Source organism: Mesorhizobium sp. (assembly GCF_004962925.1).
In the GTDB taxonomy this organism is placed as follows: Bacteria; Pseudomonadota; Alphaproteobacteria; order Rhizobiales; family Rhizobiaceae; genus Mesorhizobium.
This window is the reverse complement of the sequence record NZ_SUEO01000063.1, coordinates 4511-28262: the sequence shown is the minus strand read 5'-3', so window position 1 is coordinate 28262 and position 23752 is coordinate 4511. Positions and strand designations below refer to the sequence as shown.

Sequence of the window (23752 nt, the reverse complement as noted above, 5' to 3'; positions counted from 1 at the left end):
GCTAGTCTGGCCGAAGCAAACGCACCCATGGACCGGCTCGCGCGGCATCAGTAGGGCCGCGCTTATGTGCGCTCGCGCCCGAGACGTAAGGAAGGCCTTCGAGGCTGCTGCCGAGGAGGAGAGGTTGCTACGCAAGTCCTCCAAACTAGGGCACTTTCAATTCACAGGCTGCAGCGGTTGATGCTCGGGCTTCGCATGATGCAGCACCTGGCCGAGATCGCGCTTGTCGAAATCCTGTCCGCATATTGGGCAATGCTCGAAATGTTCCGCCTCGGGCTTGGTTGGCTGGTCGTGGTCCCTGCCTCGATATCCCGTGCCTTCGTTGTTAGTCTGATATCTCATTTCCGCTCCCGCAATAGCCTCGCGGCTTCTATGAGGGCTTCACGATCGTTGCCGTTGGCCTTGATGAGCTCGCGGACTTGATCCGGCGTGATCCCTATCTCGAGGGCAAAATACTCCACCTCGTATTCTCATCGGCAGAAACACGGTTGCGGTCGAGGAAATCTCGCTTGGTCTTGTCGCGGCCATATCGTTCTCCTGGCGGTCCAATCGGGTTGCAAACGTCGGCGCGTAGATTTTGTTGCCACTGCCCTGCGGAATCACGGTCTGTTCACTATCCAACTTTTCATACGCAGCAGGATGCGCCGAACAACCGCCACCGAGGCGATATGCGTGCTGTACACGGCGTCCTGAGCTGTCGATCCGGCAGGCAACTGGTAGCCCGAAACATCGTCGGTAATATCGATGCCGACCAGTGCAAGACCCTGCGTCTGTCCGCGATCCTCAGGATTGAGGTAGGGCTCGCCGGCAACTGACCCTACGAAACTGCGTCGACAAGCCCGCTGACCTTGCTCTGAAGTACTTTCCCGGGAATAGCGTCGAAGACGATCTCCGCTTCTGCGCCCAGCATCAGGCGTTGAACGACAGTCTGTGGGAAGGCTGCTGCGAAAACCTTGTCGCCCTCATGAATGAAGATCAAGGCCGGTGTTGCTCCCGCCATCATGCCGGGACGGAGGACGAGCTGGGTTGCGTAGCCGGTTGTGGTGCACCACGGATTGATCGAGATCGCATTTGGCGTTACCTAGATCAGCCGTCAGCCTGGCGACCGTCGTGTCGACGCCGCCAATCTCTGATGCATAGGCCAATTGAGCTCGCTCCAAAGCTGCCCGACTTTCGGCCAGCGATTGATTTGCCGCCTCGGATTGTGAGACGCCGTGTCGATAGTCGCCTACTATCGCGTCCCTACCGAGCGGTCAGACCTCTTCGACGCACTGCACGACGAATACGTTCAGCCGAGGGGTACCGTCATTGCTGCAAAAATCGCCTCGGGATCGAGCGATTACGCTGATCGATGGCGGCCGTCTATGCGGTGTCTTGCGCGTCCTCGGCCGGTCCCCGGCGGCTAGCGAGGAGCGATTGCCAGGCGAGGAGAATCTGCAGCATGCTCGGGCAGCATGCATATGTTGTCGAAGGTAGAACAGTCCCTGCGGCATCTCCGACCTAATGGAGCCATGCGCCATCGGCTGTTTTGGCGTCGAAAGTGACGGGCACGCTGTGAATCACGCACGCTGCGGCCAAAATCTCCTCCAGCTCGTGGTCGGTCGCGTTGCAAGCCGGCATGAGTTTCCGAAGGGCGCAGATTGCCTGTCCCATGGACAGGAAGCGGCCCCTGCCTCTGGAGAGAACGTAGACTTCGGCGACTGTTTCAACCGTGATTGTGGGAAAAGAGTGAGTCATTGAGAATTCCTCCTGAAAGACCTCACCAACACGATTTAGGACCAACATTCGGCGGCCCTCAAGCTCAGGTGCGCCGCCCATCTCGGCCATTGGCGGTAGGCAATTCATTCAGATTTCCCCCTGGAGAGGCCGGCGGCTCGGACCATTGCGCGGAAAATTGCGACCTGCGCCTCGACCTTGGCATTTTCCTTTTGCGTCATGTTGTCTGCGGAGATCAGCCAGCGTAGCGAGCGCATGATCTCTCCACGACCCCAGCCTGCTTCCAGCATGCAATCGACGATCGTCTGAAAGCTTGGCTCCATGGCCTTCTGACAATCGATCTCGCGATCAGGATATTCCCCGGGTCGTTTCGGCGGGTTTCTCACCCGGTGCCGTTTTGTCCAGCTTGCGATTGTGATCCCGCAGGCCATGCCAGCACAGTCGGCAATCCAGTCGAATACATCCGGACCGCGCCCTATCAGTTGCGCGCCCTGAACAACTTCAATCGCCACGCCCGAAAAAGCGAGGAGAACAATCAGCTTTGCCTTGTGTTTCGTCCAGCCGACACTTGCTAGGGCCGCCAAAACGGTGAATGCGGCGGCGTGGATGAGCTTGCCATGATGCGTGAAGGTCACTCCCAAATTTCGCAGGAGCCACTCCGGAAAAAGGGCGAGCAGCAGCAGAACGCCGGCCAACGCGGCAAGGAAAGCAACCCTTGCCACGATCGGATATGAACCTGCGCGCAACAATATAGGACAGCCCTTCATCCGAAATTTGCAGACGCCACCGCCAGCACGAAGCGGTCTAGAGCTAGGGCAGATTGTCAATTTCCAGCGGATCGGCGCATCGGCCGAATAGATGAAGGCCTTTGAAGAAAAAGAATCCGCTTAAACATCAGTGGCCGCCGGAACCTTTGTCGATTGCTGAGATTCAGCGCGAACTGCCATCAGAGAGGGCTGAGATAGGATTACTCGTCCAACTTGATTGACAAGGACGAGCTTCGCAACTTAGTCCAGTGGCATCGAAGCAGTCAAAAGATTCTAATGATTATCCTGTTTATGGTGGGGGTTATATTCTTCTTCGACGTGGGAATACCGATTCTGAAGGCTTTAGGCTTTCGGAGCTCGCTAGGTTTGTCAGACCCCTCTTTTTGAACTTCGACCCGGAGTGTTTGGAACAAATTAATGAGCGGGGATCGGATAACTGGCCCGCGCGAGACCCCCCGCACCCCTTCAGTTCCACCACGGGGCGGACCCTAGCAAGTGTGGTCAGACCGTATTAGGTCGCAAAGCGCCCGTGTTGGCCGCAAGCGGGGAATTTGCCTTCCGATCAGAATGTCTCAGAAAGTGCGGAAAGAAGAAGGTCTGCCAAGGGCACCACACAGTAGCAGACAAAACGGTCGTTGCCTTTCACCCGAACAGGTGGCTTTCTAGATTACCGAAAATTCCCGCGGAGGCGTTGCTGATGATCAACACGACCACGTTGATTGTGTATGTCGCGATTGTTCTGGGATTTGTTTTCATTCCAGGCCCAGCGACGCTTTTGACAGTTGCTCGAGCGACCAGTTCAGGCACCAAGATAGGTATCGCAATCGGCGCGGGGATCGCCGCCGGCGATGTGATTCATACCTTCATGGCGATCATCGGCATCTCCGCTGCATCAGCGGCACTCTTCAGCATCGTCAAGTATCTCGGCGCTGCCTATCTGATCTATCTCGGCATTCAGGCCATCTTCGCGAAAACTGCTTCAGATCCAGCTGCCGAGCGAACGCTCCCGATTACCGCGCAGAAGGCGTTCAGTCAGGCTATTTTGGCCGAAGTGCTCAACCCGAAGACGGCGCTTTTCTTCCTGGCGTTTTTGCCGCAGTTTGTCCGGCCCGAGAATGGCTCAGTGGCGCTTCAACTGGCGGTTGTTGGGGATTGTCTTCGTCCTGTTGGGCCTACTGAGCACAGTGGTTTTTGCGATATGCGCTGCTGGTCTCGGAAACCTCCTCCGCAGAAATCCAATTGTGCTGAGATGGCAGGGCAAAGTGGTTGGAAGCATTTACTGCGCTTTGGGCGTCCGCCTGGCGTTGCAGGAACGTTGAACCAGTCCACTCCGCGGTTCCCGACTTTCCGGCAGAACCATTCAGCGGCCGCCGTCCGCGAACGGGGCGGCACGATCACATGAGCTGGCGTCTGCGACGAGTATCGGCACCATATCTAACGCGGATCGTTCCAGAATACGCCTCGATGGTCGGTAAGAACGGTGCGGTCACGCCGTCGATAGCATGGCGAGCGAACCCGCCAGTACCAGCGACAGTGTTCCCAAAGATGCCGCTTCATAAGCGCTCCACTCCGACCCCAGCCGGACCCGCGGCTTCGCTAAATCCCCCTGCACACGGACCCTTCGGGGCAAGACATGCCTATCTCGAAGGGCGAGGCAGCACAACGGAAACGGAGATAGCTGAGATGGCCCGCCCCAGCCATCAGCCCGATGCTTTTCATCGCCGCCAGGTAGAGGCGCTGGCAGGCTATGGTGTTCCGGAGGCGGAGATTGCCGGCATGGTCGGTATCGATGCGAAGACGTTGCGCAAACACTATAAACACGAACTGGCCTTTGGCCATACCAAGGCCAATGCCAAGGTGGCGGAGAACCTCTTCGGCAAGGCAACGGGCGAAGGTCGTGAAGCGGTCATCGCCGCCATCTTCTGGCTCAAGGCACGCGGACGCTGGAAGGAGACCTCGGTCAACGAGCACTCAGGCCTCGACGGCAAGCCGATCGAGCAGGTGCATGAGATCCGCCGCATCATCCTTCGCGCTCCGGATCCTGCAAGTTTGGGCAAGACTCCTGCCGGCACGCCCCCAGCGAACAATCCCGTCACCATCTGGGACGCGGACCGGGCCAAATGAGCCCCAATATCGAAGCTCCTCTGGAAAACCGGCCACTGAGCTCCAGGGTGGAGGCGCTGGCCGGCTTCGGGCTTAGCACGGCCGATATTGCCTGCGTGCTCGCCACAGACGCGCATGACCTCAAGGCGACCTACGCCCATGAGCTCGAGAGCGGCGCCATCAAGGCCAACGCACGGATCGCCGAAAGCCTCTATCGCAAGGCGACCGGTGAAGGTCGGAAGGCCGTCACTGCGGCAATTTTCTGGCTGAAGACCAGGGCGGGCTGGAAGGAGACCTCCATCCATAGCTGGAAGGAAAGCTGGACACATCAGTGACCTTCGTGACCACCTACGAAGATATGAAGCTCCTGTAGGTGGCACGCCCGGCTCGTCGGACGGCTGGTCCGCTCATTTCCCGCTCGGATCATTTTTCGTCGGCGAGGGTATTCTCAATGGCAGCGATATTGAGCTCAAGCATGGCCACTCGTTGAATCGTGCTGGCGCTCGGTATTGTGTTCTGCTCGGCGGCGGCGAGAAGTAAATCGCGCTGCTCGTCCTTGAGACGTTTTGAGAGCACTGTCAGTTTTTCGTGCATGTTAAACCCCGTGAGCCAGAGTGGCCTATAGGACACCGGCTAACGATGCTCAAGACTGCGCGTCAGCGGACCTGAACGGAGCGCAGGCTATTTCCCCTTTGGGCCAGACATAACTTGCTAGTCCTGGCCGTGTGAGCACACTGCAAACGGTGGTTTGCAGTTTGAACACCCAAAGGATTAGCAACATACCGCGCGCAGTCGCCTATTATCGGGTCTCCACATAGAGGCAAGGACGTTCAGGCTTGGGCATTGAGGCCCAACGTGCCCCGGTCGCCCGCTTTGCCGAGGCGGAGGGAATGATCATCCTCCAGGAGTTCATCGAGATCGAAACCGGAAAGGGCGCGGATGCTCTTGATCGACGGCCGCAATTGAATGCCGCCCTTGCCCGCCAGTCAAAATGCCCGGTGTCGTGGCCAAGCTCGACCGACTGTCGCGCGATGTCGCCGTCATTGCCAGACTGATGGTCCAGCGCGTTTCTTTCATCGTCGCCGACCTCGGTGCTGATGCCGATCCGTTCATGTTGCACCTTTACGCCGCTTTGGCCGAGAAGGAGCGTCGGTTGATCTCGGAACGGACCAAAGCCGCCCTCGCCTCGCGTAGAACGAGCATAAAGCTTGGCAATCCGACCAACACCGCAGAAGCTGCGGCGAAAGGTCGGAAGATTTCGATCGAAGAAGCCGACCGGTTTGCCCAGACCGTGCTGCCAATCATTCAATCCATCCAGCAGTCGGGCATCACCAGCCTACGTGGCCTGGCCATTGCCCTCAACAGCCGCGCGTTCGAACAGCGCGCAATGGCCGATGGCAGGTGTCGAACGTGCGCAACATTTTGGGGCGGCAAGCTTCTGCGAACATGCTTTTATAGGCGGGAATTTGCTGACCAGCATGTCCCCATCGAAGCAGCAGGTCTCCGGGCATAGCAAGCGGTGATCAGCAGGGCCCACAGGGATGCGGTTGCAGGAACATTCTTCACAGAATGTGAGGCGACCGGGACAAACGTGACGTCACGGAATGGAGGTTTCGCCTGTAAGATCATGCGGAGGTTTCGGAAGGAGACCTGTTTATGACCAGCGAAAGAGACGTCGGCACCTTTCAAAAGCCCGTGACCGTATGGCTGGCCTCGAACAAAGTCAGTGTTTCGAGCACCCGCGAAGCTGCCGAAATGCTGCTCTACGAGTGGCCCATTGGAGAAACCGCTCGCCGCATCCAGGCACGTATGGCGTGCATGAAGGTGCTCGGCGGCGGCAGCGCCCCTGAGATAGCCCGAGTGGCATTTCTCAGCGCCGCCAAGGAAGCGAAGATCCTGAACTGACATCTGCTACTCCGCCGCGATCTTGGCGGGATCGGCGGCATCGAAGGGATTCTCGCCGTTGTCGGCGACCTTCACGAGTTCATCCGCTGGCGCTTCGAATTGCGCGGCGAGGTCATCCAGAGCATCATAGGGCGCCAGAAAGGAGGTGCCGAGGCGCTTCAATGTCTACCATATTTATAGGTTCTGAAGACAAGGCGTCTGGAATGTTTCGAATGTTCGCGGTCCGTTAGAAAATCATGCTTGGTGCGGAGCCATTCATGGAACCGCGGCGTCCGCACTTGCCGGCGAGCCGCGTGTCGGAACGGGCTGATGTTCCCCCGGCCTTGGCTTGCCGATTTCGGTCGCCTGCCGATCAGGCTCGGCAAAACTCTGCGGTCTGTCCGCTCGAATTAGACAATTCGTTGCGCGGTGAAATCTTCCGCGCAATTTTTTATCTCGCGCCGCCAACGCGCAGTCTTATCCTGAATAGAACGCGATGGCCTCGCCATCGTCCTTGCCGCTTCGGCGGCTAATCCCCACCGACAGAGAAGGCCAATGGCACAAGCGTAATCGCTCAACGAAACCCTTGCTGAATTCCAGGCCAAACGGGCGCTGACGATGCCGGCCGACAATCTGGAGATCAATGTCGACCAGCGACGACTGCTCGTCGACACCGCCGACCGTTCGGCCTTCGTGAAAGCGGGCGATACCGTGCAGCCTTTCAAATTGATGGAAGTGGACGCCGGTCCGCTGTCGCTCGCAGCACTTGTGAAGAACGGGCCGCTCGTCCTGATCTTCTTCCGCTTTGCCGGTTGTCCGGCCTGCAACATCGCCCTGCCCCACTACAACCAGTGCTGGCTCCCGAACTGCGCAGGCTGGGTGCTACTCTGGTCGGCGTAAGTCCGCAGGTCCCCGAAAAGCTGCGCGACATCAAGGATCGCCACCAACTGGATTTCCAGATTGCGACCGACGCCGACAATTCACTGGGACGCCGCTTCGGCATACTCTATTCCTTCAACGAACCCTCGCGCCGCCTTTCGGCCGAAAGCGGGAGCCCGATCGGCGAGGTCACCGGAACGGGAACGTGGGAACTGCCCATGCCGACGGCGATCGTCATCGACCGGTCGAGCACGGTGCGGTTCGCCGATGTCAGCCCGGACTGGCTTGTGCGGACAGAACCGGCCGATATCATTGCGGCCGTCCAGGCCATCACGGCGCGCGCCGCTGCCTGACCTGAACGACCGGCACAGAGAACGGAAGAGACGATTTTGACCAAGAACCACGGCCACGACGACCATCATCATCACGATCATGACCACGGACACGACCACACGCCGGTCGACTGGCGCGAGAATGGGGTAAAGGTCATCCCCGGGAATTCGCTTGATCCCAACACCGCCCAGACGCCGGGAATGAACCGGGCAACCGCGATCAGCAAGGCACGGGCCGGCGCCGAAAAGATATGGGCAGGCACCGTGATCATCCACGCCAACGCCAAGACCGGCGCGCATCACCACGGCGATTTGGAAAGCATCATCTATGTCGTCAGGGGCAAGGCGCGCATGCGCTGGGGCGAGAGCCTGGAATATGTTGCGGAGGCCGGCCCTGGCGACTTCATCTATGTGCCGCCCTACGTGCCGCATCAGGAAATCAACGCCAGCCGCGACGAGACGCTGGAATGCGTTCTTGTCAGGTCAGGCCAGGAGCCGGTGGTTGTCAATCTCGACATCGAACCTGTGGAAGCACCCGAGGAGGTGCTTTGGATTGATCCGATTCATCGGTGAACTTCCGGACCTCATGGAAATTGCGACGAAGCCAAGGGGCTCGATTCAGCGCAAGTTCGCGCGCCATGGATTGCGCTCTCGCAAAGTCAGCTGAGCCACACACGGCTAATTATGGATATGACGCCGATGTCGTCGTGGGACTGGCGGGCGTCGCCAGCAAAAAGCCGCCTCAAGAGAGCCGTCGGCCATCCTGTCGCAGGAACGAAAATGCAAGAGAAGGAGAACTTTCGTGTGCAGTATTTGCACACGACCTCCCATATCTTTATTTGTCCGTCCCATCCATCATTTCCAATGCCTTCTCCGCGATCATCACCGCTGGAGAGTTGGTGTTGCTGGAAATTATCGTCGAGCGCGCGGGCCCTGGTCGCCGGCGTCCGCGGCGACCTTGCCGGAGGGCGAACGGGCGAAGAAGTTCGCGGACCATTCACTGAGCGCTGGCCCTCGCTTTCATAAGCCGAGGTCGACGAATGCTATGTGCAAAAAACAACTCGGCCATGCCTCCGCCGGGATGACCCGCCGCTATCAACGCCGCAGAGACCAGTTCCGGGTCAACCTGACCAATGCTTGGAGGCAAAAAGCCTGCCTACCCTTCTTCCCATCTGCCAGGTCTGAATTGGCGTGGCAGGCGAGCGGTTCAATAACTAGATAACGAAAACGCCTTTCACTCTGACGTGGCATTCTCATGAAAAAAATCGGGTTTCTGTCGTTTGGACACTGGGCGCCCTCGCCGCAATCGCAGACGCGATCAGCCTCCGACGCTCTGCTGCAATCCATCGAGCTTGCCGTTGCTGCCGAGGCGCTGGGCGCCGACGGGGCATATTTCCGTGTGCATCACTTCGCACGGCAACTCGGCTCGCCATTCCCGCTGTTGGCGGCAGTCGGCGCCAGGACCAGCCGCATCGAGATCGGCACAGCGGTGATCGACATGCGCTACGAGAACCCGCTCTACATGGCCGAGGACGCCGGTGCCGCCGACCTGATCGCAGGCGGGCGTCTGCAGCTGGGCATCAGCCGCGGCTCGCCCGAGCAGGTGATCGACGGCTGGCGCTACTTCGGCTACGCCCCGCAAGAGGGTGAGAGCGACGCCGACATGGCCCGGCGGCACACGGGAGTGCTGCTCGAAGTCTTGCGCGGCAAAGGCTTTGCCCAGCCGAATCCGCGGCCGATGTTTCCAAACCCGCCCGGCCTGCTTCGCGTCGAACCACACTCGGAGGGTTTGCGCGACAGGATCTGGTGGGGCGCCGCGACCAATGCCACCGCGGAATGGGCGGCGAAACTGGGAATGAACCTGCAGAGCTCCACGCTCAAATTCGACGAGGGCGGAAAGCCTTTTCATATTCAGCAGGCCGAACAGATCCGGGCTTTTCGTGCGGCCTGGAAAGCGGCCGGTCACGAACGCGAGCCGCGGGTGTCGGTGAGCCGTAGCATCTTCGCGCTGGTGGACGATCGCGACCGCGCCTATTTCGGCAGCAATGAGAGCGAGGATCATTTCGGCTACATCGAAGCGGACAGGCGCGCCGTGTTCGGCCGCACCTATGCCGCCGAGCCGGACGGCCTCATCGAGGAACTGAAGAAGGACGAGGCCATTGCGGAGGCCGACACGCTGCTGCTCACCGTTCCCAACCAGCTCGGCGTCGATTACAACGCGCATGTCATCGAGGCGATCCTGACCCATGTCGCCCCGGCCCTGGGCTGGCGCTGACGCCTGCGGCCAAAGCCCCTGCCCTTTCGCGAATGCTTCATCGCCAGGACAGCTGGTCCTTCGGCAGCCGGCCGCTCGGATCGAACATGTTCATCTTGTGCGGACGATCGGGACCCCAGTCCCACAGCACCAGGTTGCGGTCCTCCGTTTCGGCGCCCGGAGCAAAACTCGGAACCAGAATACCGGCAATGCCTTGAGGCCGCAGTCGGTCATAGATGAACCAGGATGCAGGACGCTCCCCCCGCTGAGAGCCGTCGCCCAGGCGCAGGCCATGTCCTCGAACGTGACAGAAGATTCTCCCCTCCCCTGCTCCGTCGTCAGATCAGTGATGTCGCCGCAATCCACCTCATAAGAGCACCGCACGCAGGGGGTCGATCCGATGTGCGAAACCTTGGTTGGCTTCCTTGACCACTGTCATTGCGGTCAGCGCCAGATAAAGCGCCGGCACACCCTTGGGATTGAATCGGGCACCCCTGATCGCCGCTCCATCACCGGAAGTGGGCTTGAATGCCAAGCGTGGATCATGCGCCCTGAAGCAGGTTCCGACAAACCTCAAGCAAAGCCACCCAAAGCCATATGATCGAGATAGTCGCGAACGGCGGCGGCTTTGCCTTCCTTCACGAGGGCTTCGGCGGTGCGTCCGCCGAACGTCGGCAGCGGCTGGGCTCGGTACCAGGCCATGGCCTGTTCCTTGCCGCCCGCCCAATCGGCCACGCGGCTGATGATCTCGAGCATTTCCCGTAGACGCCCCTGTGTCTTTGCCGTGCGGCTGCGCTCTAACCGATAGAGGGTTTCGCGGGCAAGACCGGCGGTCTCCGCCAGTTGGCTCTTGGACATTCCAAAACTGCCCGCCACCTGGTCAATGGCAATTTTCCCGGCCCGGTCCATATAGGACAAAACCAGGGATTCATTCTGCACCGGGGTCTTAAGGGCCCGACCCCATAGGTCTCTCCCTTGTCATATTCATAGTCACATTTACTGTGCAAAACGTGTGACAATCGTCGACCGTCTTCAAGTCCCGGAAGCCGATGGCATCTCCAACCGAGCAGTGTGCCCGTCACGGACCGTCCGATGAGTCCACGTGATGTGCTGCGCTTCGAAACAATTGTCCTACGTCTGCGAACACATCGATTCGGCGGACGCTGCACTGCTCATTCGTTTCAGTTTAGCTCAGATGCGCCACCGACGATCATTTCTCACGGTTGGCGTCCTGCAAGATCATTTCCGATGCCTTTTCCGCGATCATCACCACTGGAGAGTTGGTGTTGCCGGAAACGATCGTCGGCATAATCGAAGCGTCGACGACGCGCAGGCCTGAAATGCCGTGCACCCGCAGCCGGCCGTCGACCACCGCCATCGGGTCTGCGCCCATCTTGCAGGTGCCAACCGGGTGGAAAATCGTCGTACCGATATCGCCGGCCTTGCGGATGAGATCTTCGTCGCTTTCATATTGCGTACCAGGCAGCATTTCCTCAGGCGCGAAACGGGCGACGGCGCGCGCCTTCATCAAGCGGCGGACATGGCGGAGCGAGGCTACAGCCACGGTCCTGTCTCCCTCGGTAGACAAATAGTTCGGCCGGATTTTTGGGGCAGTCTGCGGATCGGGCGCCTCTATGTGGACGGTGCCGCGGCTTTCCGGTCTGAGGTTGCAGACCGAAACCGTGACCGCGGGGAAGCGATGCAGCGGCTCGCCCAGCCGGTCAGTGCTCAACGGCTGGACATGGTATTCGAGATCGGGCGTCTCCAGGCGTGGGTCGCTTCTGGCGAAGATGCCAAGCTGGCTCGGCGCCATCGACAGCGGTCCGGTGCGACGGATGGCGTATTCGACGCCCATGGCCGCGCGGCTGAACAGATTGTGGTAGCGCTGGTTTAGCGTCGAGGCATTGGCGACCTTGAAGACTGTGCGGATCTGCAGATGATCCTGCAGGTTCTCGCCGACGCCACCCAGCGCGTGGCGAACCGGGATACCTGCTGCGCCAAGCACGTCAGGCCGGCCGACGCCGGAAAGCTCGAGCAGCTTCGGCGAATTGATCGCACCAGCGGTAAGTATCGTCTCGCCTGCCCGCGCACGATGCAACTGACCGCCCATGCGGAAGACAACGCCAGTGACGCAAGCTCCGTCGAGATCCAGGGTCTCGGTCTCGGCGCCGGTCACGACGCACAAATTCGGCCGCCGCAGCACGCTCCGCAGGAACGCTTTCGAGGTATTCCAGCGCACGCCCTTCCTCTGGTTGACCTCGAAATAGCCCGACCCCTCGTTGGTCCCGCCGTTGAAATCCTCGGTCCGGGGGATGCCAAGTTCTTCGGCAGCATCGCGGAAGGCGTCCAGGATTGGCCAGGACAGGCGTTGGCGCTCGACGCGCCATTCGCCACCGGCGCCATGAAGGTCATTGGCACCGCCAAAATGGTCCTCGGACTTGCGGAAATATGGAAGCACGTCATCCCAGCCCCAGCCAAGATTTCCGGCTTGCCGCCAGCCATCATAGTCGGCCGCCTGGCCGCGCATATAGATCATTCCGTTGATCGACGAGCAGCCGCCCAGAAGCTTGCCGCGCGGATAGTTGAGCGCACGACCGTTCAGCCCGGCCTCCGGCTCGGTCTTCATCAGCCAATCGGTACGCGGGTTGCCCATGCAATAGAGATAGCCGATGGGAATGTTGACCCAGTGGTAGCGGTCACTGCCGCCGGCCTCCAGAAGCAGCACGCGCATGCCTGGATTGGCCGACAGTCTGTTGGCCAGCACGCAGCCGGCTGAACCCGCGCCGACGATGATGAAGTCGTATTGTCCAAAATCGGCAGCAGTCTGTGTCAATTAGAGGTCCGTTCGCTTGCCATCCTGTCCCATAGCGGACCCATGGCCTGGTTGATCTCACCATACCGACGATAGCGCTGCTCATAAGCCGCTACGATCTCGCCATTGGGCTGGTAGCAGCGGTCGGGCGCGGTCATCGCGGCGGCGCCCGCAGAGAAGTCGGCAAACAGGCCGATGCCTGTTCCTGCTGCAATTGCAGCTCCCAGCGCACCAGTCTCGCGGCTGCGCGCCACAGTCACCGGCACGTTCAGCACATCGGCGAATATCTGCGGCCAGACGACGCTGCGCGAGCCGCCGCCCGAAAGCACCGCCTGGCTGACATTGGCTCCCGCTCGACGCAGCGTCTCGACATGACGCCGATGTTCGAAGACGACGCCCTCGAACAGCGCGCGCAGAATATGCGCCCGCGTGTGCCAGCCGGCGATACCGTAGAAACCTGCACGCGCCTTGCCGTTCTGCTGCGAGCCGTAAAGGAATGGATGGTAGATCGGGATGTCTCCCGCGGGATCGACGGAAGCAACAAGCTCGCTGCAGATCTCGAATGGCGAGGCGCCTGCCGGCGGCGCATGCTCGAAGAACTCACGCACGATCCATTCGAGATTTGCGGCCGAAGTGGCGCTCGATTCGATGGCGAGGTAGCGCACCGGATCGAACGTCGACAGCATGAAGATCGACGGATCGCGGATCGGCTCTTCGGTGATGACCTGGTTGATGCTCCAGGTGCCGGCAATGATGGAGGCGGCGCCGGTGCTGGTGACGCCCGAACCGATGGCGCTGGCGACGACATCGAACAGGCCCGCCACCACAGGCGTGCCCGCCCGAAGGCCAGTGGCGGCGGCGACATCGTGCATGATATGGCCGGCGATGTCGGAGGCTTCCAGCACGTTCGGCAGCAGTTCCATGCAATCGTCGAGGCCGTAGGCGGCCAGCAACTCATGCTCGTAACGTCGGCCGGGCATGTGCAAAAGCCCGCAGCCCGACATATCCGAGGTCTCGGTCGAGCGCGCGCCGGTGAGGCGGTTGACGATAAAATCCTTGCATAGGAAGACGGTGCCCATTCGGGCAAAAAGCGCCGGGTCATGGCGCTTGAGCCACGCCAGCAAAGTTGGCGTCTGCGCCGCCCAGGGCCGTTGCAGGCAATGGACATAGGTCCGGTCGCCAACGCCTGCGGTGGCCCATTCGCTCACGATGCCGACGCCGCGCGTGTCGAGTGACTGGATGCCGAGCAACGGGTCGCCGCTGCGGTCCAGCGCATAAAGCCCGTTGCCGTGGCCGGCGCAACCGATCACCGCGATGTCGCGGGGGTCGATGCCCGACTGGTCGAGGCACTGACGGATGACCTCGACGGCGTTGCGCCACAATTCGCCGAGGTCCCGCTCGACATGGCCGGGCTTTGGCATGCAGGAGCGGCCGTCCCGAGCGGCGAGCGCGAGCTCGCGACCGGCGGTGTCGAAGATGATGGCCTTGATGACGGTGTTGCCCGCATCAAGGCCCAGAATGTATTGCTGCATTGAAGCTCCTCCCAAGCGCCAGGGTTATTCTTGTTGGTAGAGCTCCCAGGCCGCCGCGCCGTCCGCATTCTCATGGATGATCGCCATCAATCCTCTGACGACGGCACGAGGGTTCGAATGCTGGTATATGTTGCGGCCATAGACCATGCCTGCCGCGCCCTGCGCCATCAGCGCCGCCGACTTGTCGAAGACGGCGCGCAAATCCTCCCTGCCCCCACCACGCACAAGGACAGGACAGCGCGCCGCCGCCACGACCCGGTGGAAGTCGTTCGGGTCGGTGGTCGGGTCCGCCTTGATAATGTCGGCGCCCATCTCGCTGGCGAGCCGGGTCAGGGTGACGATCTTTTCGGGATCGCCGTCGACCATGTAGCCTCCGCGCTCCGAGTTGGGCAGCATTGCCAACGGCTCGATCATCAGCGGCAGGCCGTATCTTTCGCAGTCGGCGCGAACGCGGGCAATGTTTTGGACGCACTGCCGGAATAGGTCCGGCTCATCGGGCAGCATGAACAGATTGACGACCACGCAGGCGGCGTCCATCTCGAGCGCGCCGATGAGTGGCTCGGCTTCGTTCTGCAGGATGGCCCACATCGAGCGATGGCGGGTTTTGTTGTATGGATTGCCCATGTCTATGCGCATGACCAATGCTGGCTTGTCCTTGCCGGGCAAGGACTGCAGCAGATCGGCCTGGCCATAATTCATCTGAATGGCGTCCGGTCCCGCGGCGACAAGCTGAGCGACGACGCCGGCCATATCCTCCAGCCCTTCCAGGAACGACGGCTCGTTGCACACGCCATGGTCGATTGCGACGTCGAGACAGCGCGCTCCGCCGAACAAACGGTTCATGCGGACTTTCTTGTTGATGCGCATTCGGCGCTCCTTCCTTGGTCTTTTTGGGATAGCTGGTCGAGATCGACGCCGTGCCGGCGTTGCAACAAAGCGAGGAAATCGGTCCGCTCGAATGCCTTGCGCGCGGCGTCCCAGTTCTTTTCGACAGCGAGAATATCGAGAACCGCATCGAGAAGGTCGGCCGAGAGAGCACCGGTGATAGCGATTGTCGTGCGGCGGAGCAGCAGGTCCTCCAGCTGCTCGACATATTCATTGGCGATGAGATATTGAATCTCCCGGGCCGAGTAGTCGCTGCCGGGCAAGAGCTCGTCATGTCCCGCTGCCATATGGGCGGCGACGGCATCCGCCGCGGTACCGTAGCGCTCGAAAAGGCTGCGCATGCGGTCAAGCGACAGGCCGTGCGCCGTCGCGCGTTCTGCGCACCATTTTGCGGGGCCAATGGGAAAATCCCGGCCGCCGCCGATCGGCATGTTTTCGGTGCCGACGATGCGCTGCCGGCGCAATCGCTCGAGCACGATATCCGCTGCCAGTTCGCCGAACGACCGGAAGGTCGTCCATTTTCCGCCGATCATGCAGAGCGTCGGCGGCACTATACCGGCACCCTCGACAAGTTCGCAGAAATGATCGCGGGGAATGCGCCCGGTAAAACTGTCCTGGCTTATCGGTAGCGGCCTCACCCCGGTGAACTGAAAGACGATATCGGTATCGGCGATTTCGATCCCAGGGAACACGAAGGACAGGGACTGCAGAATGTATTGCCGCTCGTCATCCATGCAGCGCGCCTGGTCGGGATCGTCGACACGGATATCCGTCGAGCCGACCAGCACGTTGCCGAGATAGGGAAACAGGATGCAGATCCGGCCGTCCTCATTCTCATAGTAGATCATGTGCCCGTCGAGCGCGTCATGAAGCTCGCGATTGTCGACGATCAGATGCGAACCTTTGGTCCCGCCCATAAGTTTCGGCGCAACGGCTCCGATCGCCGAATTGGTCAGGTCGATCCAGCCGCCTGTGGCGTTGACGACGAGCCGCGGCTTCACGGCTACCGTTTCGCCGGATAGTCCGTCGTTAAGCACCAGGCTCGCGTCACCGAGCGATACGCGTGCATAGTTGAGCGCCCGAGCGGACGGCTTTTCCTTCATGGTATCGCACAGCATCTCGGTACCCAGCCGCTCGGGGTGGCTGACCCAGGCATCATAGTATGTCGCAGAATTTCGAATAGCAGGATTGATTGCAGGCCAGACCTTGAGTGTCTCAGCGCGGCTCCTGAATTTGTGCGTTGGGACGACACGCCGTGCGGCGGTGAAGAAGTCATACATCGCCAAGCCGGTCTTGATGACCAATGCGCCGCGCCGGCCAGGACGACGGCTTAGCCCGAGGAAGCGAACTGCGCCATTTGCTATGCCTGAGAACAGGTCGAAGATAGGCACCGTGGTTGGCAGTGGCGCAACGTAGTGCGGCGCGTTCTTCAACAGCCGATCGCGTTCGAGCAGAGATTCGCGGACCAGCTTGAACTCACCGTTTTCAAGATAGCGCAAGCCGCCATGGACCATGCGCGAGAGGGCTGCGCTGGCGCCGGAACAATAATCGCCCTTTTCCGCGAGCAGCACATCAACGCCCTGCAAAGCGAGTTCGCGAAACACGCTGATGCCGTTGATGCCGCCGCCTATGACGAGCACGTCAACATCGGGGTTCTCGCGCAAGCCGGCGATCGTCTGGATGCGAGTCATCTCAAGCTGCGCTTTCGATCACGCATCTATGGCCACGAGATGCCCGGCCACCGCTGCATCGATGGCCGTCAATTCCGCAGCGCTCAGCGAAATTTCCCCTGCGCTGGCGTTATCAACTGCCTGCTTCGCGTTTCGCGCTCCACACAACGCGAAGGTGATGCCGGGCTGCGCCATCGTCCAGGCGATGACGATCTGCGCCATGCTTGCCTGGTGGACCTCCGCGACTGGGGTCAGGGCATGCTTCAAAGCGGCTATCTTGCGCCGGTTGGCTTGAGAGAAGCGCGGATTGTCTTTGCGCTGGTCGTCGCCACCGAACTCACGTGCCGGATCGATCGCGCCCGAAAGCAGGCCGAGCGCAAGCGACGAGTAACTGAGCGTAGCCACTTGATGCTGGCGCGCGATCGGCAGCAATGTCTGCTCAATCTCGCGATCCAGCATCGAATATCTCTCCTGGATCGCGTCGAGCTGGCCAGCTTCTACATACTGCTGCAGCTCGGCGGCGTTGAGATTGCTTGCGCCGATGGCGCGGATCTTGCCAGCTGATTTAAGGCGTTCGAGCGCTTCCATTGTTTCGGCAATTGGGGTCGTCGGGTCCTGCCAATGGGTGATGTAGAGATCGATATGGTCAGTACCGAGCCGCTTCAGGCTCTGCTCCAATTCATAGGCGATGCCGTCGGCGCCCAGATAACGGTTCACGGGCTTTCCGTCCTGATCGAAGAAGTGGTTGCCCTTTTTCGAATGCCAGTTCAGGCCACATTTGGTGGCGATGACCGCACGGTCGCGCCGGCCCTTGATGGCCTTGCCGACGATCTCCTCGCTGCGGCCGAGACCGTAAGCCGGCGCGGTGTCGATCAGTGAGACGCCGGCATCGATCGACGCCTGGATCGCAGTGATCGATTCTGCTTCATTGGTGCCGCCCCACATCCAGCCGCCGATGGCCCAGGTGCCGAGTCCCACCGCCGAAGCGACAACGCCGGACTTGCCGATTGAGCGGGTGATTTGTCGAGAATTCATGCTGCATTTCCTTCGGCGAGCTCGAGGATCTTCAAGCCGGTGGTTTCGTCGGTGACGAGGGTATCGAGGTGAGCGCCGCGCATGGCACTGAGGATCGGGACCACCTTGCTTGCGCCGCTTGCGACCCCGATCGACTGCGGAATGGTCGCGAATTCCTCGAGCGTCAGCGAAACGAGTGAGTGGTTGAGGCGGTAGTCAGCGAGCTTGCCGTTGCCGTCTATGAGATGGGCGAGCAGCTCGCCCGCCGCGCCCGAGCGCTCGATGGCCAGCCGGTCGGCGCTCGAGGACGGGTGCAGATCGTAGTAGCTCGAATCGTCGGTCAGGATGGAGCCTATGCCGACGACCGCAAGCGTTGCTTCCCGCGCCTTGCTGAAGACGTCCGAAACGGCCCGGACGCTCATCAACATGTCGCGTTGGGACGGGCTGTCGGCAAACAGCGGCGCATGAATCTGATAGGCGCGCCCGCCGAGCTTGTCGGCCATCAGCGACGCGACATGATTGACGTCGGTGTAATGCTTGCCCTGGACCAGGCCGGTCGCGGGAATAACCTCTACGTCGTAGCTGCGGCTCGGCTTGAGGCCGGCGACGACGGCACTCACTCCTTTGCCTCCCGTTATGGAAATCGTGTCGCCGTCCTTGATCGTCTCGAGCACCAGCCTGGCCGCGGCCTCGCCGACGCGCTGGAGCGCAGTCTGCGGATTGTCCGAGACGGAAGGAACGACGACGGCCCTTTGGATGCCACCTATCGCCACAAGTCGCGCTTCGATGTCGACGAGTTGCTCGATCGGCGACTTGATCTTGATCTCGACAAGCCCGAGGTGATGACCGCGTTTGATCAGGCGGTTGACGGTCGCATGCGAGATGCCGAGCTCCTTGGCGATTTCAGCCTGCGTCTTGCCTTCCATGTAATGAAGCACAAGCGCCTGATACATCTGGCGGACGATCGTGATGTCGTCCCGCGAATTGGTTGGTGACATGATGGATGCTCAACTCTTGCGCTGCGGCTCACGATTTCCTGCTGTGCAGGAAATGGTCGATCGATACCGCCGCGAGCAGGATGCATCCCTTGATCATGTCCTGCCAATAGACGGAGATGTCGAGCAGGATCAGCGAACTTGTGACGACGGAGAGCAGCGCCATGCCCAGTATGGCGCCGAAGATGGTGCCGGAACCGCCATTGAGCGATGCCCCGCCGATCACGGCCGCGGCGATGATGTTGAGCTCCATGCCAGCGCCGAAGGTCGGGGTCGCAGCGCCAAAGCGCGACATGTAGATGACGCCGGCAAAGCCCGCGAGGGTCGAGCAGAGGACCGTAACCCAGAATTTGACTTGCTTGGTCTTGATGCCCGAAAACTGGGCCGCCTTCTCGTTGCTGCCGGTATAGAAGACCTTGCGGAACGCGGTGGCGCGCCGAAGCAGGAAATCGAAGATGGCCACGACCACGACGAAGATGACGATGACATAAGGGACGTTGCCGAAGCTGCCCTGGCCGATCGCCTTGAACCCGGGCGGCAGGGTGAACAGCGACAGCGGAGTTCCCTTGGTGATGACAAGGCAAAGACCGCGCACGATCACCATCGCCGCCAGCGAGGTGATGAAGTGATTGAGCCCGATGACGGTCACGAAGAAGCCCATAGCTGCGCCGATCAGCGCGCTGGCGCCTATGCCGATGAGGCTCGCGGTCCACGGGTCCAGTCCCATCAGGAAGAGAGCGCCTGACACGACCATGGAGAAGCAGACCACCGATCCGACGGAAAGGTCGATGCCGCCGACAATGAGGAGAATCGTCATGCCGACCACGACGATGCCTTCAATGGAGAAGCTCATCAGCATGGCCCGGAAATTTCCCCAGGTCAGGAAATGCGGCGAGGCAAATGTCATGGCGATGCACAGCGCCAGCATGATTGCGATCAGCCCCGCCTCGCGCATTGATCCCAGACGCAGCCAATTGCGCCCGCCAAGCCCCGGGGCGCTCGCCTTGATTTCAGCGTCCATGAGGGTCCCTCCGGTCTGTCTAAGCGACATTCTGAGCCTGCCTTGCATTTGATCCTTGCTGCCGGACACCCGAAGCCAGCAGCATGATCGCCTCTTCGGTCAATTCGTCCGCCCCTAATTCGCCGACGATGGCACCTTCGTGCACGACAAGCACCCGGTCGCTGAGCCCGATCAATTCCGGAAGCTCGGATGAAATCACGATGACGCCGACGCCACGCTCGGCAAAGTCGCGAAGCAGGCGATGGATTTCCACTTTGGCGCCGACGTCGACCCCGCGTGTGGGCTCGTCCAGGATGACCACCTTGGGGCCAACCGAAAGAAGCCTGGCGATGGCCACTTTCTGCTGATTGCCGCCGCTAAGCGTCGACACCTGTGTCTCGATGCCGCCCATGCGCACACCGTGGCGCTCCACCAGGTCGGTGGCTTGCTTTGCCTCGGCGCGGCGATCGAGCAGGCCAAAGGGGGTGGTCAGTTTCCGAAGGTCCAGCGCGGAGATGTTCGACGCAATCGACAGGTCCAGGAACAGTCCCGACGCCTTGCGGTCCTCAGAGAGGTAGACCAGGCCCGCGCGCACCGCATCGCTGTAGGTCCTGATGCTGACCGGTTCGCCATTGAGTTCGACCGATCCCGACACTTTCGGGCGCAAGCCGCAAACGGTCTGAACCATCTCGCTGCGGCCGGCGCCAATCAACCCGCCAATGCCAAGAATTTCGCCGGCACGGAGCGCGAAGCTAACGCCGTCCGAACCCTCTCGATAGGAGAGATTCCGGACCGACAGCACAGGGCGACCGGTGCGCTGTTCAGGCGAGAGCTTTTGCGGATAGTGCTGCGTGATTTCGCGCCCGACCATCTTGCGCACGACATCATTGGGAGTGACCGAAGCGATCAAATCGGTCGCCACATATCTACCGTCACGAAACACCGTGACGCGGTCACACAGGCTGAAGATCTCGGCCATACGGTGGCTGATGTAGATGATTGAAATGCCGCGCGCCTTGAGATCGCGAAGGATTGCGAAAAGGCGCCGCGCCTCGGTCTCGGTCAGGGCGGCTGTCGGCTCGTCGAGCATCAGCACGCGGCATTCGAGCGTCAACGCCTTGGCGATTTCCACAAGTTGCTGGTTGGAAATCGAAAGCTCGGCGACCGGCGTCTCGACCGGGATCGGCGCCAGCAGGTCCATTATCTTTTGCGCATCGGCGTAGAGCCGACGAAAATTCATCAGCGGCGTCCGCCGGTTGTTGATGGCCGCCATAAGAATATTCTCGGCGACTGTAGCATCCTGGCAGAGCGCGATTTCCTGATGGACGAGGCCTATGCCAAGCCGCTGCGCGGCCGATGGTGATGCGATGGTGACGTCCTTGCCGTCGAGACGAATGGTGCCTTCGTCGGGTTGCACGATGCCGGCGATGATATTCATCAGCGTGGACTTGCCCGCGCCATTCTCGCCGCACAGCGCGTGAATTTCGCCCCGCTGCAGCGTGAAATCGACTCCGGTCAGCGCTTTGATGGCGCCGAAGGATTTCGAGATGTCGCGGATTTCAAGAATGGCGGCGACAGTCACTCCGTCCCCCTGCAGCGTTGATATTGACGATAATGGCCCGGTCGACGGGACGCGAGTGCGCCCCCGTCCGGTTCGAGCATTTCCGAAGAGCTTTTATTCTTCGATGCCCTTGGTGCCGCGCCGCTTAAGATAGGCATCCCAATAGAAATCGTCGGCATTGTCCGCAGTGACGATGGAAAAGCCGTTGTCGACGAAAGGCACGCCCATGCCGTTGAATCCCGACCGCCGGGCGTCATTCATCGGATCGATCAGCTCAGGATGCTTAGCCAGCCACAGCAGCATGAACCCCATGTAGCCCTGCATGCCCTGGTTCGGGTTGACCGAGCCAAAGATTTCGCCGGCCTTGATCATATCGAGGATCTTGGCGTTGACGTCGGCCAGCATAACTCGGATCTTGCCGCCGCCCTCCTTCGCCGCCTGCGCCGCGCCGATTGCCGAGTTGGCTTCCGGCATGAACACTGCGCCCAGTTCGGGATGCGCCTGGGCAAGGCTGAGCACGGCCTGATAGGCCTTCGTCGCATCCTGGTTCGAAGCCGCGCGACCGACGAGCTTCATATCCGGCCATTTGGCTTCCATGCGGGCGATGAAGGCGGCGATGCGCTTGTCGTGATTATCCTGTCCGGGGTTTTCGAGGACCGCGTATTCACCCTTGCCGTCCATCGCCTTGGCAACGGCATCGGCGGCATAGGTGCCTTCGGCGACATTGTCGGAGGTGATGTAGGACACGCGTTTGGAGTTGGGCGAATCTGCGGCGAATGTGACTACTGCCGTCCCCTGGTCTATGGCCCGATTGATTGGCTCGATGAATGGGTCGGAGTTCATCGGATGCACCAGGATGCCGGCCGGCTTTTGAGCCAGCGCCTGGTCGAATGTCGCTATCTGCTTGTTGACGTCGTATTCGGGCGTTCCGGTGTATTCGGTCTCGCAACCGAACTGCTGTCCGGCCTGCTTGAACATCTCGTAGACCGGGAACCAATATTCGACACCGGAAACCATGACGTTCATGACGTATTTTTCACCCGGTTCGCATTTGAACGGGTTAGCGGCCTGGGCCGCGGCGTGGCTTGCCCCCAACACAGTGGTGGCTGCTGCCGAAATGGCGAGCATGCTCAAAAATTTGCGCAAGAATCCTCCCTCGGCCGAAGCCTGGTCAATTGGGCGGCCGGACACTTACCTGCCGCCGCTTGTGGTTGCTGACACCGAACCTCCTCCCGAGGCCCAGCAGTTGATCATTCGCAGGAGTTCGCTCGACTGTCAATATAATTCATGTTCTGAAATATATTTCAGAGCAGCTTAGTGCATTCGACGGAGCGAGACAATCCGCTTCGCCATCGCAGCGGGCTGACCTCGTGCGTGTCGATCGGCGCCGGAGCATGGCCCTAGCGCGACTTGCCGCTATGATGTTGATATCGCTGTCGTTATGACTCTGTCTCGGAGTCACCAACCTCAAGGTGTCCTTACGCTACCTCAAAGTCCGTGTGCTGCCGCCGTCTATGACTTCCGCAAAACAGTCCGACGGGCGTGAGCTGTAGCCCGCTTCGTACGCTGTCGTTCGAGCCGCGCCTCGCCCCACTTCGAAAGCATCTCCACGATAGGCCGGAGACTTTCACCTTCCGCGCTGACGCGGTACTCCACTCGCGGTGGAACTACGGCATAGACGGTCCTGCTGACCAGGCCTGCCTCCTCCAAATCCCGAAGTTGCTTGGTGAGAAGCCGTGCGGTGATGCCGGGTACACGGCGATGCAGTTCGTTGAAGCGCAAGCAGCCGGCGTCGAGCAGATGAAACAGCACGACGCCCTTCCAGCGCCCGTCGATAAGGTCGAGCGTAACCTCCACCGGGCACCCCGGCACATTAACATAGTGCTTTACCTTCATTCCGACAGTTCCCTTTTGGGAAGTTAATACGGCAAACAGCCGTATTGGCAACGTCTGTCGCAATGGCAATTTGTTCGGTGTTTCAGCATCGAAAGGAATTCCCATGCAGGCTATCGGCTACCGTCCAGGCGCCGCCTTGTCCGACTCTCAATGCTTCGTAGAGGTCACCAAAGAAGACCCCAGGCCGCGCCCGCGCGATCTCTTGGTCTCGGTGCGAGCGGTTTCTGTCAATCCGGTCGATACCAAGATCCGCGACGGCCAGGTTTTTTTGGGCGAAGAGATCGACGTCCTCGGCTGGGATGTTGCAGGGGTCGTTGTCGATGTAGGTGCCGACGTCACGCTCTTTCGCCCAGGCGATGAAGTCTTCTATTCGGGCAATCTCAATCGGCCCGGTGCCAATGCGGAATTGCACGCGGTGGATGAACGTCTCGTGGGCCGCAAGCCGGCCCGGC

27 protein-coding genes and 3 pseudogenes are annotated in these 23752 nt (G+C 60.4%); 11 read left to right on the top strand and 19 right to left on the bottom strand.

Annotated features, from left to right (window positions below; genetic code table 11):
- Positions 1-156: 156 nt before the first annotated feature.
- From E5W87_RS15010 to E5W87_RS14990, 5 genes are all read right to left on the bottom strand, one after another.
- Positions 157-342 carry a hypothetical protein gene (locus E5W87_RS15010; protein WP_292398587.1) on the bottom strand — a complete coding sequence of 62 codons (186 nt, stop codon included), beginning with the start codon at positions 340-342 and terminating at the stop codon, positions 157-159.
- Positions 339-461: a hypothetical protein gene (locus E5W87_RS36090; RefSeq protein ID WP_367118831.1), complete on the bottom strand. Its 123-nt coding sequence runs from the start codon at positions 459-461 to the stop codon at positions 339-341. The genes E5W87_RS15010 and E5W87_RS36090 overlap by 4 nt, the downstream gene beginning before the upstream one ends.
- A gap of 356 nt (positions 462-817) precedes the next feature.
- Positions 818-1003: a hypothetical protein gene (locus tag E5W87_RS15000; RefSeq protein WP_292398584.1), complete on the bottom strand. Its 186-nt coding sequence runs from the start codon at positions 1001-1003 to the stop codon at positions 818-820.
- Between the two features lie 497 nt (positions 1004-1500).
- Positions 1501-1827, bottom strand: coding sequence for a hypothetical protein (locus tag E5W87_RS14995; protein ID WP_292398581.1), 327 nt, complete (start codon positions 1825-1827; stop codon positions 1501-1503).
- A gap of 14 nt (positions 1828-1841) precedes the next feature.
- The gene (locus tag E5W87_RS14990; RefSeq protein ID WP_292398578.1) at positions 1842-2483 is read right to left on the bottom strand and encodes a VanZ family protein; all 642 of its coding nucleotides are present in this window, start codon (positions 2481-2483) and stop codon (positions 1842-1844) included.
- 697 nt (positions 2484-3180) lie between these two features.
- Between E5W87_RS14990 and E5W87_RS14985 the strand changes: the two are divergent.
- The 3 genes and pseudogenes from E5W87_RS14985 (at position 3181) to E5W87_RS14975 (ending at position 4921) form a co-directional block, all read left to right on the top strand.
- A pseudogene (locus tag E5W87_RS14985) lies at positions 3181-3802 on the top strand (LysE family translocator).
- Between the two features lie 364 nt (positions 3803-4166).
- A complete protein-coding gene (locus tag E5W87_RS14980) occupies positions 4167-4607 on the top strand; it encodes a hypothetical protein (RefSeq protein ID WP_292398575.1) in 441 nt (146 codons plus the stop codon).
- Entirely contained in the window at positions 4604-4921 is a 318-nt protein-coding gene (locus E5W87_RS14975) for a hypothetical protein (protein ID WP_292398571.1), read from the top strand. Before E5W87_RS14980 ends, E5W87_RS14975 begins: the two co-directional genes overlap by 4 nt.
- An 88-nt stretch (positions 4922-5009) precedes the next feature.
- Here the strand turns inward: E5W87_RS14975 and E5W87_RS14970 are convergent, their stop codons facing one another.
- Complete coding sequence (locus E5W87_RS14970) at positions 5010-5180, bottom strand: hypothetical protein (RefSeq protein WP_292398568.1); 171 nt, start codon at positions 5178-5180, stop codon at positions 5010-5012.
- 409 nt (positions 5181-5589) lie between these two features.
- Between E5W87_RS14970 and E5W87_RS14965 the strand changes: the two genes are divergently transcribed.
- On the top strand, positions 5590-6099 hold the full coding sequence (locus E5W87_RS14965; protein WP_367118830.1) for a recombinase family protein: 510 nt from the start codon (positions 5590-5592) through the stop codon (positions 6097-6099).
- Positions 6100-6242: 143 nt separating this feature from the next.
- On the top strand, positions 6243-6491 hold the full coding sequence (locus E5W87_RS14960; protein WP_292398565.1) for a DUF982 domain-containing protein: 249 nt from the start codon (positions 6243-6245) through the stop codon (positions 6489-6491).
- Between the two features lie 6 nt (positions 6492-6497).
- On the opposite strand, the gene E5W87_RS14955 is transcribed toward E5W87_RS14960, so the two are convergent.
- The gene (locus tag E5W87_RS14955; RefSeq protein ID WP_292398562.1) at positions 6498-6653 is read right to left on the bottom strand and encodes a hypothetical protein; all 156 of its coding nucleotides are present in this window, start codon (positions 6651-6653) and stop codon (positions 6498-6500) included.
- 435 nt (positions 6654-7088) lie between these two features.
- Between E5W87_RS14955 and E5W87_RS14950 the strand changes: the two genes are divergently transcribed.
- The 5 genes and pseudogenes from E5W87_RS14950 (at position 7089) to E5W87_RS14930 (ending at position 9956) form a co-directional block, all read left to right on the top strand.
- A complete protein-coding gene (locus E5W87_RS14950; protein ID WP_292398559.1) occupies positions 7089-7370 on the top strand; it encodes a redoxin domain-containing protein in 282 nt (93 codons plus the stop codon).
- Positions 7322-7702, top strand: coding sequence for a redoxin domain-containing protein (locus tag E5W87_RS14945; RefSeq protein ID WP_292398556.1), 381 nt, complete (start codon positions 7322-7324; stop codon positions 7700-7702). Before E5W87_RS14950 ends, E5W87_RS14945 begins: the two co-directional genes overlap by 49 nt.
- A 36-nt stretch (positions 7703-7738) precedes the next feature.
- On the top strand, positions 7739-8254 hold the full coding sequence (locus E5W87_RS14940) for a cupin domain-containing protein (protein WP_292398553.1): 516 nt from the start codon (positions 7739-7741) through the stop codon (positions 8252-8254).
- A gap of 357 nt (positions 8255-8611) precedes the next feature.
- Positions 8612-8819: pseudogene (locus E5W87_RS14935) on the top strand (integrase); the annotation flags it as partial.
- A 117-nt stretch (positions 8820-8936) separates the two neighbouring features.
- Complete coding sequence (locus E5W87_RS14930; RefSeq protein ID WP_292398550.1) at positions 8937-9956, top strand: LLM class flavin-dependent oxidoreductase; 1020 nt, start codon at positions 8937-8939, stop codon at positions 9954-9956.
- 37 nt (positions 9957-9993) lie between these two features.
- Here the strand turns inward: E5W87_RS14930 and E5W87_RS14925 are convergent.
- From E5W87_RS14925 to E5W87_RS14870, 12 genes and pseudogenes are all read right to left on the bottom strand, one after another.
- Positions 9994-10512, bottom strand: a pseudogene (locus tag E5W87_RS14925) (RES family NAD+ phosphorylase).
- Positions 10509-10844 carry an antitoxin Xre/MbcA/ParS toxin-binding domain-containing protein gene (locus E5W87_RS14920; protein WP_292398590.1) on the bottom strand — a complete coding sequence of 112 codons (336 nt, stop codon included), beginning with the start codon at positions 10842-10844 and terminating at the stop codon, positions 10509-10511. Before E5W87_RS14920 ends, E5W87_RS14925 begins: the two are co-directional and overlap by 4 nt.
- Positions 10845-11145: 301 nt before the next feature.
- The gene (locus E5W87_RS14915; protein WP_292398547.1) at positions 11146-12768 is read right to left on the bottom strand and encodes a GMC family oxidoreductase; all 1623 of its coding nucleotides are present in this window, start codon (positions 12766-12768) and stop codon (positions 11146-11148) included.
- Entirely contained in the window at positions 12765-14279 is a 1515-nt protein-coding gene (locus E5W87_RS14910) for an FGGY-family carbohydrate kinase (RefSeq protein WP_292398543.1), read from the bottom strand. Before E5W87_RS14910 ends, E5W87_RS14915 begins: the two co-directional genes overlap by 4 nt.
- A 24-nt stretch (positions 14280-14303) precedes the next feature.
- Positions 14304-15146: a class I fructose-bisphosphate aldolase gene (locus tag E5W87_RS14905; RefSeq protein ID WP_292398540.1), complete on the bottom strand. Its 843-nt coding sequence runs from the start codon at positions 15144-15146 to the stop codon at positions 14304-14306.
- Complete coding sequence (locus E5W87_RS14900) at positions 15119-16855, bottom strand: glycerol-3-phosphate dehydrogenase/oxidase (RefSeq protein WP_292398537.1); 1737 nt, start codon at positions 16853-16855, stop codon at positions 15119-15121. The genes E5W87_RS14905 and E5W87_RS14900 overlap by 28 nt, the downstream gene beginning before the upstream one ends.
- 18 nt (positions 16856-16873) lie before the next feature.
- The gene (locus E5W87_RS14895; RefSeq protein ID WP_292398535.1) at positions 16874-17869 is read right to left on the bottom strand and encodes an aldo/keto reductase; all 996 of its coding nucleotides are present in this window, start codon (positions 17867-17869) and stop codon (positions 16874-16876) included.
- Complete coding sequence (locus E5W87_RS14890) at positions 17866-18846, bottom strand: sugar-binding transcriptional regulator (protein ID WP_292398533.1); 981 nt, start codon at positions 18844-18846, stop codon at positions 17866-17868. Before E5W87_RS14890 ends, E5W87_RS14895 begins: the two co-directional genes overlap by 4 nt.
- A gap of 28 nt (positions 18847-18874) precedes the next feature.
- Positions 18875-19864 carry an ABC transporter permease gene (locus E5W87_RS14885; protein WP_292398530.1) on the bottom strand — a complete coding sequence of 330 codons (990 nt, stop codon included), beginning with the start codon at positions 19862-19864 and terminating at the stop codon, positions 18875-18877.
- Between the two features lie 19 nt (positions 19865-19883).
- The gene (locus E5W87_RS14880) at positions 19884-21425 is read right to left on the bottom strand and encodes a sugar ABC transporter ATP-binding protein (RefSeq protein WP_292398528.1); all 1542 of its coding nucleotides are present in this window, start codon (positions 21423-21425) and stop codon (positions 19884-19886) included.
- A 93-nt stretch (positions 21426-21518) separates the two neighbouring features.
- The gene (locus tag E5W87_RS14875) at positions 21519-22550 is read right to left on the bottom strand and encodes a substrate-binding domain-containing protein (RefSeq protein ID WP_292398524.1); all 1032 of its coding nucleotides are present in this window, start codon (positions 22548-22550) and stop codon (positions 21519-21521) included.
- A gap of 366 nt (positions 22551-22916) precedes the next feature.
- Positions 22917-23300, bottom strand: coding sequence for a helix-turn-helix domain-containing protein (locus E5W87_RS14870; protein WP_292398521.1), 384 nt, complete (start codon positions 23298-23300; stop codon positions 22917-22919).
- 103 nt (positions 23301-23403) lie between these two features.
- Here E5W87_RS14870 and E5W87_RS14865 point away from each other — a divergent pair.
- The coding region (locus tag E5W87_RS14865; RefSeq protein WP_292398518.1) for an alcohol dehydrogenase catalytic domain-containing protein at positions 23404-23752 on the top strand (349 nt) is incomplete at its 3' end.

What these genes read in the sequence shown, in the direction of transcription:
- E5W87_RS14905 (WP_292398540.1), bottom strand. Translation starts at nt 15,146, where the DNA reads ATGCGCATCAACAAGAAAGTCCGCATGAACCGTTTGTTCGGCGGAGCG.
- E5W87_RS15000 (WP_292398584.1), bottom strand. Translation starts at nt 1,003, where the DNA reads ATGATGGCGGGAGCAACACCGGCCTTGATCTTCATTCATGAGGGCGAC.
- E5W87_RS14870 (WP_292398521.1), bottom strand. Translation starts at nt 23,300, where the DNA reads ATGAAGGTAAAGCACTATGTTAATGTGCCGGGGTGCCCGGTGGAGGTT.
- E5W87_RS14970 (WP_292398568.1), bottom strand. Translation starts at nt 5,180, where the DNA reads ATGCACGAAAAACTGACAGTGCTCTCAAAACGTCTCAAGGACGAGCAG.
- E5W87_RS14885 (WP_292398530.1), bottom strand. Translation starts at nt 19,864, where the DNA reads ATGGACGCTGAAATCAAGGCGAGCGCCCCGGGGCTTGGCGGGCGCAAT.
- E5W87_RS14980 (WP_292398575.1), top strand. Translation starts at nt 4,167, where the DNA reads ATGGCCCGCCCCAGCCATCAGCCCGATGCTTTTCATCGCCGCCAGGTA.
- E5W87_RS14930 (WP_292398550.1), top strand. Translation starts at nt 8,937, where the DNA reads ATGAAAAAAATCGGGTTTCTGTCGTTTGGACACTGGGCGCCCTCGCCG.
- E5W87_RS14950 (WP_292398559.1), top strand. Translation starts at nt 7,089, where the DNA reads ATGCCGGCCGACAATCTGGAGATCAATGTCGACCAGCGACGACTGCTC.
- E5W87_RS14900 (WP_292398537.1), bottom strand. Translation starts at nt 16,855, where the DNA reads ATGACTCGCATCCAGACGATCGCCGGCTTGCGCGAGAACCCCGATGTT.
- E5W87_RS14920 (WP_292398590.1), bottom strand. Translation starts at nt 10,844, where the DNA reads ATGGACCGGGCCGGGAAAATTGCCATTGACCAGGTGGCGGGCAGTTTT.
- E5W87_RS15010 (WP_292398587.1), bottom strand. Translation starts at nt 342, where the DNA reads ATGAGATATCAGACTAACAACGAAGGCACGGGATATCGAGGCAGGGAC.
- E5W87_RS14910 (WP_292398543.1), bottom strand. Translation starts at nt 14,279, where the DNA reads ATGCAGCAATACATTCTGGGCCTTGATGCGGGCAACACCGTCATCAAG.
- E5W87_RS14895 (WP_292398535.1), bottom strand. Translation starts at nt 17,869, where the DNA reads ATGAATTCTCGACAAATCACCCGCTCAATCGGCAAGTCCGGCGTTGTC.
- E5W87_RS14990 (WP_292398578.1), bottom strand. Translation starts at nt 2,483, where the DNA reads ATGAAGGGCTGTCCTATATTGTTGCGCGCAGGTTCATATCCGATCGTG.
- E5W87_RS14960 (WP_292398565.1), top strand. Translation starts at nt 6,243, where the DNA reads ATGACCAGCGAAAGAGACGTCGGCACCTTTCAAAAGCCCGTGACCGTA.
- E5W87_RS14995 (WP_292398581.1), bottom strand. Translation starts at nt 1,827, where the DNA reads ATGGCCGAGATGGGCGGCGCACCTGAGCTTGAGGGCCGCCGAATGTTG.
- E5W87_RS14975 (WP_292398571.1), top strand. Translation starts at nt 4,604, where the DNA reads ATGAGCCCCAATATCGAAGCTCCTCTGGAAAACCGGCCACTGAGCTCC.
- E5W87_RS14890 (WP_292398533.1), bottom strand. Translation starts at nt 18,846, where the DNA reads ATGTCACCAACCAATTCGCGGGACGACATCACGATCGTCCGCCAGATG.